The following is a 9,765-nucleotide window of genomic DNA, read 5'->3' on the forward strand; positions in this document are numbered from 1 at the left end:
AAAAGAATCTGTGGCAATTTATAACCATGAACGGCCACATCTGGCCCTGAAATACAAAACGCCTGATGATGTTCATCAGGCGTTTTACAGGCGGAAGAGTGTCAACCTATATCAGGACTAGTCAGTTGATTTTAAGGTGCATACTAACAACACATCACCTTTTCCCGGTCTCTGGAGGTTTTATGCCCTTGCACACCTTGACGCGTTTTCCCCGGCTGGAGTTTATCGGCGCCCCTACGCCGCTCGAGTATCTGCCGCGCTTATCGGATTACCTCGGTCGTGATATCTATATCAAGCGCGACGACGTCACGCCGATAGCGCTTGGGGGCAATAAACTGCGCAAGCTTGAGTTTCTCGCGGCGGATGCGCTGCGCGAGGGGGCTGACACGCTGGTGACGGCCGGGGCTATCCAGTCCAATCATGTTCGCCAGACGGCGGCTGTAGCGGCAAAGCTGGGGCTCAACTGTGTCGCGCTGCTGGAAAACCCGCTCGGTACCACGGCGGAAAACTACCTGAGCAATGGCAACAGGCTGCTGCTCAGCCTGTTTAACGTGCAGGTCGAAATGTGCGATGCGCTCACTGACCCGGATGCACAGCTCGACGCGCTGGCAACGCGTGTCGAAGCGCAGGGCTTTCGCCCGTATGTGATCCCGGTCGGCGGCTCGAATGCACTGGGTGCAATGGGCTATGTGGAGAGCGCGCTGGAAATCGCTCAGCAGTGCGAGGGCGCTGTGGCGCTTTCGTCGGTGGTTGTGGCCTCTGGTAGCGCAGGAACCCATGCTGGCCTGGCCGTGGGGCTGGAGCAATTGATGCCAGACGTTGAGCTGATTGGTGTCACTGTTTCGCGAAGCGTAGCAGACCAAAAACCGAAGGTCGAAGCGCTGCAACAGGCCGTGAGCAAGGCGCTGGAAGTACCGGCGCAGTCAGAAATACTGCTATGGGATGATTACTATGCGCCCGGGTACGGTGCGCCAAACGAGGAAGGGCTGGCCGCCGTCAAACTTCTGGCCCGCCTGGAAGGCGTCCTGCTTGACCCGGTGTATACCGGAAAAGCAATGGCGGGGTTAATTGATGGTATCGAGCAAAAACGTTTTAAAGATAACGGCCCGATACTGTTTGTCCATACGGGCGGTGCTCCTGCGCTGTTTGCCTATCACCCCCATGTTTAACACCAGAGCAGAATAAAAACTATGCAAGAAAGTCTACAACTGGTCATTGATTCCGCGCCCTATCTGCTAAAAGGGGCGGTTTTTACGCTGCAACTTAGTATTGGTGGTATGTTTTTTGGCCTGCTGCTGGGGTTTGTGCTGGCGCTGATGCGCATGTCTTCTTTGCTGCCTCTGCGCTGGCTGGCGCGATTTTATATCTCTGTTTTTCGCGGTACGCCGCTTATCGCCCAGTTGTTTATGATCTATTACGGTCTGCCGCAGTTTGGTATTGAGCTGGACCCGATCCCGTCCGCGATGATTGGTCTGTCGCTGAATACGGCGGCCTACGCGGCGGAAACATTACGCGCAGCGATCTCCTCCATTGATAAAGGGCAGTGGGAAGCCGCGGCCAGTATCGGTATGACGCCTTTTCAGACGCTGCGCCGGGCCATTTTGCCGCAGGCCGCGCGCGTGGCGCTGCCGCCGCTGAGCAACAGTTTTATTAGCCTGGTTAAAGACACCTCGCTCGCGGCCACCATCCAGGTGCCAGAACTTTTCCGCCAGGCGCAGCTTATTACCTCGCGCACGCTGGAAGTGTTTACGATGTATCTGGCGGCATCGCTGATTTACTGGGTGATGGCGACGGTGCTTTCTTCGCTGCAAAATTATTTTGAGCATCAGCTAAACCGCCAGGAGCGAGATCCCAAATGAGTACTATCGACGTTAAAAAGCTGGTGAAAAAATTTCACGGTCAGACGGTGCTGCACGGTATCGACCTCGACGTGCAGCAAGGGGAAGTGGTGGCCATTATCGGGCCGAGCGGTTCCGGTAAAACAACGCTCCTGCGCAGTATCAATCTGCTTGAACATCCGGAAAGCGGCACCATTCGCGTCGGGGATATCACCATCGATACCGCCCGGCCAATAGGCCAGCAGAGAGCCGCTATTCGCCAGTTGCGCCAGCATGTCGGCTTTGTTTTTCAGAATTTTAATCTGTTCCCGCATCGCACGGTGCTGGAAAACATTATTGAAGGGCCGGTGATTGTGAAAGGCGAGCCGAAAGAGCAGGCTACTGCTCTTGCACGCGAATTACTGGTGAAAGTCGGTTTAAGCGGTAAGGAGAGCAGTTACCCGCGTCGTTTGTCCGGCGGTCAACAGCAGCGCGTCGCAATTGCTCGCGCACTGGCAATGCGCCCGGAAGTTATTTTGTTCGATGAACCAACTTCCGCCTTAGATCCAGAACTGGTTGGCGAGGTGTTAAATACCATCCGTCAGCTGGCCGAGGAAAAGCGTACCATGGTGATTGTTACGCATGAAATGAGCTTTGCCCGTGACGTTGCCGACCGGGCTATTTTTATGGATCAGGGACGTATTGTTGAGCAAGGCCCGGCAAAAACATTATTTACTGCGCCGCAACAACCCCGCACAAAACAATTCTTAGAAAAATTCCTGATGCAGTAATAATGATGCGGTTCAATAACAGGCTGTGATGAACCGCAATAATTTAACTTAAGTTGAATCTGATTATGAAATTAATTGCGCACATATTATAAGGTAATTATGCGGCCCGGGCAGGGCATGTCTGCAGCAAAATACTCTAAGAGCTTCTGCCTGTAGCAATAATGCCTGACGGTGATTCAACTTATTTTGAAATAATTGAATATTTTATATAAATAAATAAGTTTTATGTGTTAGTTTATTGTATACAAAAGAATGAATATTAAAACCAGGGGTATTACCGGTCGGTATGCAGGATAAAGAATTTTTTACCTGGCGTCGCGAATTATTGTGGCGGTTCCAGGAGATGGTAGCGGCAGAAGAAGTATATTCAGAGTTGCAGCGGCAAACGCAGCAGCTGGAGTTTGATTATTTCGCGCTTTGTGTTCGTCATCCGGTGCCGTTTACCCGGCCCAAAATTAGCCTCGAAACGACATATCCGCAGGCGTGGATAACGCATTATCAGGCGGAAAATTATTTCGCCATCGATCCTGTGCTGAAAGCTGAAAACTTTATTCAGGGGCATTTGCCCTGGAATGACAAACTCTTTCAGGATGCGATGCAGCTATGGGATGCCGCGCGGGATCATGGCGTGTGTAAAGGGATATCACAATGCCTGATGCTGCCTAATCATGCGCTGGGTTTTCTCTCTGTATCGCGCACCAGTCTGCTGGGTAAAATGATGCCCGATGATGAAATGGAAATGCGCCTGCAAACGCTGGTACAGATAAGCTTGCTGACATTAACCCGGCTGGAGAGTGAGTTGGTGCTGACTCCGGAGATGAAATTCAGTAAGCGTGAGCGGGAAATTCTGAAATGGACCGCAGAAGGAAAAACTTCTGCCGAAATCGCCATGATTTTATCCATCTCGGAAAATACGGTTAATTTTCATCAGAAAAATATGCAGAAAAAATTTAACGCGCCAAATAAAACGCAGATCGCCTGCTATGCCGCTGCGACAGGGATTATCTGAATGGCTGCATAAGTCATGTCCGGCTGGCAATCAGGCCAGCCGGTGGGGAATTACTGACGGTAAGCTTGTTTAATTTGCTTAACGGTGCTGGAAAATACGGCAGCCTGCGCTTCATTTTCCATTTCGTTAATTTGCTTTTCCATTTTCAGGATTACGCGACCTGCGTCTGCCTGGCCCATAGCCTGAAGCATTACGGTAATCATTGACTTAAGGCAGGAGACTTCCAAAGCCAGTTCTTTTGCATTATCAGCAGTGGAAAAATCAGGTGTGCTCAATTTATTTTCCTCGTTACACTGTCGCAATCACGCGACGATCTCTGTCAAAGCGGCGAAGTATACCATATCAATTACAGAAATCAGCAGCGGTTGTTTTATCGTTATGCGTTAAAGTTTATTCGATTGAACCTTAAGCAATAAACTAACGTTCTTTTTATTCATCGAAAATATATGTTTTCATGAGGTTTAACCGACGTTAATTGTTGTTACAAACAGCAAGCGATAATTAACAGCAAAGTGAAAATTAAGTTTTTGGTAACTTTATGAAAAAAGAAGAATAAATTTTTACTCGCCACACCTGAAAATGTGCTCATACTTTCCTCATTGTGTACAGTCTAATTTCCAAAAAAAGCAACAAAATCGGAAAGGTTATGCTTTTTAAGCTTTCCCAGAAGGGTAAAAAAACGTTAATATAAGAGAATAAGTTTTAGCAGCGTTATCCCTTTTCTTCTGGAGAAACTCCTTTGATCAACGTACTACTTGTTGATGACCACGAACTGGTGCGCGCAGGGATACGACGCATTCTTGAAGATATTAAAGGCATCAAAGTCACGGGCGAGGTCAACTGCGGTGAAGACGCCATCAAATGGTGTCGCGCCAATGCTGTTGATGTGGTCCTGATGGACATGAGCATGCCCGGTATCGGCGGCCTTGAGGCGACGCGCAAAATTGCCCGCAGTAATGTCGATACTAAAGTCATCATGTTAACCGTTCACACTGAAAATCCTCTTCCGGCGAAAGTCATGCAGGCTGGAGCTGCCGGTTATCTCAGTAAAGGCGCCGCGCCGCAGGATGTCGTCAACGCGATACGCTGCGTTCATTCCGGGCAACGCTACATCGCTTCCGATATTGCGCAACAGATGGCGCTTAGCCAAATCGAACCAGAAAAGACTGATTCCCCGTTTGCCAGTTTGTCCGAACGTGAATTGCAGATTATGCTGATGATCACGAAAGGCCAGAAGGTCAATGAGATCTCTGAACAGCTGCACCTGAGTCCCAAAACGGTGAACAGCTATCGCTACCGGATGTTCAGTAAATTGAACATTCATGGTGATGTCGAACTGACACACCTCGCGATTCGACATGGTTTGTGCAATGCGGAGACGTTAGCAAGTCAGTGAGTGAAGTTTTTGATGCAAAATCATTTCTGAAAACAGTCACCAGCAAGCCTGGCGTCTATCGTATGTATGATGCCGGTGGGACTGTTATCTATGTAGGTAAAGCGAAAGACCTCAAAAAGCGGCTTTCCAGTTATTTTCGCAGCAATCTCGCCTCGCGTAAAACCGAAGCGCTGGTCGCGCAAATCCAGCAGATTGACGTGACCGTGACGCACACCGAAACGGAAGCGTTGCTGCTGGAACACAACTACATCAAGCTGTATCAGCCGCGCTATAACGTGCTGCTGCGCGATGATAAATCCTACCCTTTTATTTTTCTCAGCGGTGACACGCACCCACGTCTGGCGATGCACCGTGGCGCAAAACATGCTCGCGGTGAATATTTTGGGCCTTTTCCTAACGGTTACGCCGTGCGTGAAACTCTTGCGCTGTTGCAGAAAATATTTCCCATTCGCCAGTGCGAAAACAGCGTTTATCGCAACCGTTCACGCCCGTGCCTGCAATACCAAATTGGCCGCTGTCTGGGGCCGTGTGTTGCCGGTCTGGTCAGCGAAGAAGAGTATGCCCGTCAGGTGGACTATGTGCGCCTGTTCCTGTCTGGTAAGGATGATCAGGTATTAACACAGCTCATCGCACGGATGGAAAAAGCCAGCCAGTCGCTGGAGTTTGAAGAAGCGGCGCGTATTCGCGATCAAATTCAGGCGGTACGGCGGGTGACGGAGAAACAGTTTGTTTCCAATACCGGTGACGATCTGGATGTGATAGGCGTCTCCTTTGATGCGGGCATGGCCTGCGTGCATGTACTGTTTATTCGCCAGGGCAAGGTGCTTGGCAGCCGCAGCTATTTTCCGAAAGTGCCGGGCGGTACCGAGCTTGGCGAAGTGGTGGAAACCTTTGTTGGCCAGTTTTATTTACAGGGCAGCCAGATGCGCACGCTGCCAGGGGAAATTCTGCTGGATTTCAATCTGGCAGATAAAACTTTGCTTAGTGATTCGCTTTCTGAACTCGCGGGTCGTCGCGTCAACGTGCAGACCAAACCGCGCGGCGACCGCGCGCGTTATCTCAAACTGGCGCGAACCAATGCAGCGACGGCGCTAAGTACTAAACTTTCACAGCAATCGACCGTGCATCAGCGTCTGGCGGCGTTAGCAACCGCGCTGGAACTGCCGGAAGTAAAACGCATGGAGTGCTTTGATATCAGCCATACGATGGGCGAGCAGACGGTGGCATCCTGTGTGGTATTCGATACCAACGGGCCGCTGCGCGCGGAGTACCGCCGCTATAATATTACAGGCATTACGCCGGGTGATGATTACGCGGCGATGAATCAGGTGCTGCGTCGGCGCTATGGTAAGGCCATCGAGGAAAGTAAGATTCCGGATGTTATCCTTATTGATGGCGGGAAAGGTCAGCTGGGCCAGGCGAAGGCGGTGTTTGCCGAGCTTGATGTGCCCTGGGATAAGACTAAACCGCTGCTGCTTGGGGTGGCAAAAGGCGCAGACCGTAAAGCCGGGTTGGAAACGCTCTTTTTTGAGCCGGAAGGTGAGGGGTTTAGTTTGCCGCCGGATTCGCCTGCGTTACATGTTATTCAGCATATTCGTGATGAGTCGCACAATCATGCGATCAGCGGCCATCGTAAGAAACGTGCGAAGGTGAAAAACACCAGTTCGCTGGAGTCTATCGAAGGCGTTGGCCCGAAACGTCGGCAGATGTTGCTGAAATATATGGGCGGATTACAAGGCCTGCTTAACGCCAGCATTGATGAAATTGCAAAAGTGCCGGGCGTCTCGCAAGGACTGGCAGAAAAGATATACTACTCGTTGAAACATTGAGGGCTCTGTAGCAACATAGAGCTAAAATTTACGGACAACAGACAGTTACCGCCGCTATGCGATTTAATATCCCTACGTTGCTCACGCTTTTTCGCGTCATCCTGATACCGTTTTTTGTGCTGGCGTTCTATTTGCCTTTTCAATGGGCGCCGTTTCTCTGTGCGCTGATTTTTTGCTGTGCAGCTATCACCGACTGGTTCGACGGTTTTCTCGCGCGTCGCTGGAACCAAAGCACGCGTTTTGGGGCTTTCCTGGACCCGGTGGCAGATAAAGTGCTGGTGGCGATTGCGATGGTGCTGGTGGCCGAGCATTACCACAGCTGGTGGGTAACGCTGCCAGCCGCAACCATGATTGCACGCGAAATCATTATTTCTGCGCTGCGCGAATGGATGGCGGAGATGGGTAAGCGCAGCCGCGTGGCGGTATCCTGGATTGGTAAAGTCAAAACGACAGCGCAGATGGTCGCGCTGGTGTGGCTGCTGTGGCGCCCGAATATCTGGGTTGAGTACGCCGGAATCGCGCTGTTTCTCGTGGCGGCGGTGCTGACTTTGTGGTCAATGCTGCAATATCTGAACGCTGCGCGCGGCGATTTGCTTGAACCGTGATCGTTTCGTTGTAATTTTCAGCAAACGATCCGTGAATTGAAAAAATATCGTTGACTCACTGCGTCAGGTAAGTAGAATGCAACGCATCGGAAGGCAGCGTAGCTTGCCAGAAGATAATAAAATCAAGTGATTAGAATAATCCTGATATTGCGGGAATAGCTCAGTTGGTAGAGCACGACCTTGCCAAGGTCGGGGTCGCGAGTTCGAGTCTCGTTTCCCGCTCCAGTTTAACGCATCGGCTATACTGGCGGATGCAGGCAGTGAAGCCTGAGGAATTTGGCGCGTTAGCAAAGCGGTTATGTAGCGGATTGCAAATCCGTCTAGTCCGGTTCGACTCCGGAACGCGCCTCCAATTTTCCCGAGCCCGGATGGTGGAATCGGTAGACACAAGGGATTTAAAATCCCTCGGCGTTCGCGCTGTGCGGGTTCAAGTCCCGCTCCGGGTACCATTGGGAAAATAAAGAATAATCAAAGCAATAAGCAGTGTCGTGAAACCACCGAAAGGTGGTTTTTTTGTCTATAGAAAACCCCCAGCCAGGCTGGGGGTTCCGGAAAGCTTTCAGCTTTAAGCCAGTTATTAAAACCCCTTTTGATTTGTTAAAACACCTTGCGGTCTGGCAGCTGCAAAAGTTCAACAAGAAATCAAAAGGGGGTCCCAATGGGGGACGAAAAGAGCTTAGCGCACACCCGATGGAACTGTAAATATCACATAGTTTTTGCGCCAAAATACCGAAGACAAGCGTTCTACGGAGAGAAACGTCTGGCGACAGGCAGCATTTTAAGAAAGCTGTGTGAGTGGAAAAATGTACGGATCGTGGAAGCTGAATGCTGCGCAGATCATATCCATATGCTTGTGGAAATCCCGCCTAAAATGAGCGTATCCGGCTTTATGGGGTATCTGAAAGGGAAAAGCAGTCTGATGCTTTATGAGCAGTTTGGAGATCTGAAATTCAAATACAGGAACAGGGAGTTCTGGTGCCGGGGATACTACGTAGATACGGTAGGGAAGAACACAGCGAAGATACAGAAATACATAAAGCACCAGCTTGAAGAGGATAAAATGGGGGAGCAGTTGTCGATCCCTTATCCTGGTAGCCCGTTTACGGGCCGTAAGTAACGAGGTTTGATGCAAATGTCAGATCGTATGCGCCTGTTAGGGCGCGGCTGGTAATAGAGCCTTATAGGCGCATCTGAAAAACCTCCGGCTATGCCGGAGGATATTTATTGTGTCTGAAATTCACGCCCTGTGCATATCCTGTGCTCACGAGGTGCAATGAGTTGCAATCTCCAGCCTGGCAATGCCGAATCGAACGTGTCGCCTCTAGCATAGAGAACCAAGCCGCTTTGCCTGTTTTCCGGTACTCTTCCGGGAAGAGGTGCTCTGGGATGCCTACTGAGTAATCTGTAATGCACTAGCAGCTCTCAGTGCAAAGTTGCTTAATTCGTGCAATCACCTCATCTCTGTACTTCTGGTGTCCGCACATAGCCCTTGGATGGGCAATTCTAAAACAGATTGTATTACCTGTTTTGAACTCCCATAGCTTCCCCGGAATGACTGAAGAAGTCTCATAGTCGCCTAGCTCAGTAAGCACCTGTTTTAAGATGTAGTCTGTTCTCCGGGCGCCGGATGCAAAGATGATGAAATCTGGCTCAAGGTGTTTAATTTGTACCGCCAGCAGTTTCAGCGAGGCTAATATGACTTCCTGCACTTCATTTTGAGGGCGATTGAGAGGGGGCAGTCCGTCGTAATCCCACGCCAGTAGATTGGCATACACGATTGCCTGAGGATGAATATCCAGCTCCCGGGCCAGCCGGAAATGATACTGCGTGAAGCGGCTACGTGATTTGAGGTTTGTTGTGCCATCATTTTGTACCGGAAGATGTTTTCTGTAACGGGCTACAGCTTCTTCAATCACCTGCCCGATGGTGACGACAGATATAAGTCCCAACAACCGTGATATCGTATTCTTACCATTCAGCGTATTCCAGCCAGCGGTTTCACGTCCAACCAGCATGATTTTTACCGGTGAGTGCCAGTATTCTTCAAAGGGCACAGGTAAAAAGACGCCTGAGTATTTATCCTCATTCAGGTTAAATGACTGGGCGTCAACTTCCTGTAATATCCGTTTGTACGCGTCTAATAGCCTTTCCATTCTTCAATCCTATCCCGTAATAAATACACCTTCAGATATTGATCCTACCCGCCAATAGTGGACACGGGACTAAGTGAGTAAACTCTCAGCCAGAGGTAGCTCATGACCAAATCAGCCACAACCAGCAACAAGCCCCGCAAGCAGCACACGCCCGAATTTCGTCAG

The 9,765-nt window shown here is 50.2% G+C and carries 10 protein-coding genes and 3 tRNA genes; 11 read left to right on the forward strand and 2 right to left on the reverse strand.

All coding sequences use genetic code 11. The features are described 5' to 3' along the window. The first annotated feature begins 182 nt into the window (after positions 1-182). From dcyD to sdiA, 4 genes are all read left to right on the forward strand, one after another. On the forward strand, positions 183-1,169 hold the full coding sequence (gene dcyD / locus ACTU3N_RS01475) for a D-cysteine desulfhydrase (RefSeq protein WP_443084380.1): 987 nt from the start codon (positions 183-185) through the stop codon (positions 1,167-1,169). Positions 1,170-1,190: 21 nt separating this feature from the next. Continuing rightward, positions 1,191-1,859: a cystine ABC transporter permease gene (gene tcyL, locus ACTU3N_RS01480; protein ID WP_443084381.1), complete on the forward strand. Its 669-nt coding sequence runs from the start codon at positions 1,191-1,193 to the stop codon at positions 1,857-1,859. Continuing rightward, positions 1,856-2,608 (forward strand): L-cystine ABC transporter ATP-binding protein TcyN, encoded by a 753-nt coding sequence (tcyN, locus tag ACTU3N_RS01485; protein WP_443084382.1) that lies wholly within the window; start codon positions 1,856-1,858, stop codon positions 2,606-2,608. The genes tcyL and tcyN overlap by 4 nt, the downstream gene beginning before the upstream one ends. Positions 2,609-2,894: 286 nt before the next feature. Continuing rightward, the gene (gene sdiA / locus ACTU3N_RS01490) at positions 2,895-3,617 is read left to right on the forward strand and encodes a transcriptional regulator SdiA (RefSeq protein ID WP_443084383.1); all 723 of its coding nucleotides are present in this window, start codon (positions 2,895-2,897) and stop codon (positions 3,615-3,617) included. A gap of 50 nt (positions 3,618-3,667) precedes the next feature. On the opposite strand, the gene ACTU3N_RS01495 is transcribed toward sdiA, so the two are convergent. Further along, positions 3,668-3,892, reverse strand: a complete 225-nt coding sequence (locus tag ACTU3N_RS01495; RefSeq protein WP_443084384.1) for a DUF2594 family protein — start codon at positions 3,890-3,892, stop codon at positions 3,668-3,670. 464 nt (positions 3,893-4,356) lie between these two features. Between ACTU3N_RS01495 and uvrY the strand changes: the two genes are divergently transcribed. From uvrY to tnpA, 7 genes are all read left to right on the forward strand, one after another. Further along, entirely contained in the window at positions 4,357-5,013 is a 657-nt protein-coding gene (uvrY, locus tag ACTU3N_RS01500) for a UvrY/SirA/GacA family response regulator transcription factor (RefSeq protein ID WP_443084385.1), read from the forward strand. Continuing rightward, positions 5,010-6,842 carry an excinuclease ABC subunit UvrC gene (gene uvrC, locus ACTU3N_RS01505; RefSeq protein WP_443084386.1) on the forward strand — a complete coding sequence of 611 codons (1,833 nt, stop codon included), beginning with the start codon at positions 5,010-5,012 and terminating at the stop codon, positions 6,840-6,842. The genes uvrY and uvrC overlap by 4 nt, the downstream gene beginning before the upstream one ends. A gap of 56 nt (positions 6,843-6,898) precedes the next feature. Continuing rightward, the gene (pgsA, locus tag ACTU3N_RS01510) at positions 6,899-7,447 is read left to right on the forward strand and encodes a CDP-diacylglycerol--glycerol-3-phosphate 3-phosphatidyltransferase (protein WP_443084387.1); all 549 of its coding nucleotides are present in this window, start codon (positions 6,899-6,901) and stop codon (positions 7,445-7,447) included. A gap of 149 nt (positions 7,448-7,596) precedes the next feature. Next, positions 7,597-7,672, forward strand: a tRNA-Gly gene (locus ACTU3N_RS01515). Between the two features lie 53 nt (positions 7,673-7,725). Continuing rightward, a tRNA-Cys gene (locus ACTU3N_RS01520) sits at positions 7,726-7,799 on the forward strand. A 10-nt stretch (positions 7,800-7,809) separates the two neighbouring features. Continuing rightward, positions 7,810-7,896, forward strand: a tRNA-Leu gene (locus ACTU3N_RS01525). 209 nt (positions 7,897-8,105) lie between these two features. Then, a complete protein-coding gene (gene tnpA, locus ACTU3N_RS01530) occupies positions 8,106-8,564 on the forward strand; it encodes an IS200/IS605 family transposase (protein WP_443084388.1) in 459 nt (152 codons plus the stop codon). A gap of 295 nt (positions 8,565-8,859) precedes the next feature. Here tnpA and ACTU3N_RS01535 read toward each other — a convergent pair whose 3' ends face one another. After that, positions 8,860-9,600, reverse strand: coding sequence for a hypothetical protein (locus tag ACTU3N_RS01535; RefSeq protein ID WP_443084389.1), 741 nt, complete (start codon positions 9,598-9,600; stop codon positions 8,860-8,862). Positions 9,601-9,765: the final 165 nt, after the last annotated feature.

It is taken from the genome of Vagococcus sp. WN89Y (assembly GCF_052220145.1).
Lineage (GTDB): Bacteria > Pseudomonadota > Gammaproteobacteria > Enterobacterales > Enterobacteriaceae > Kosakonia.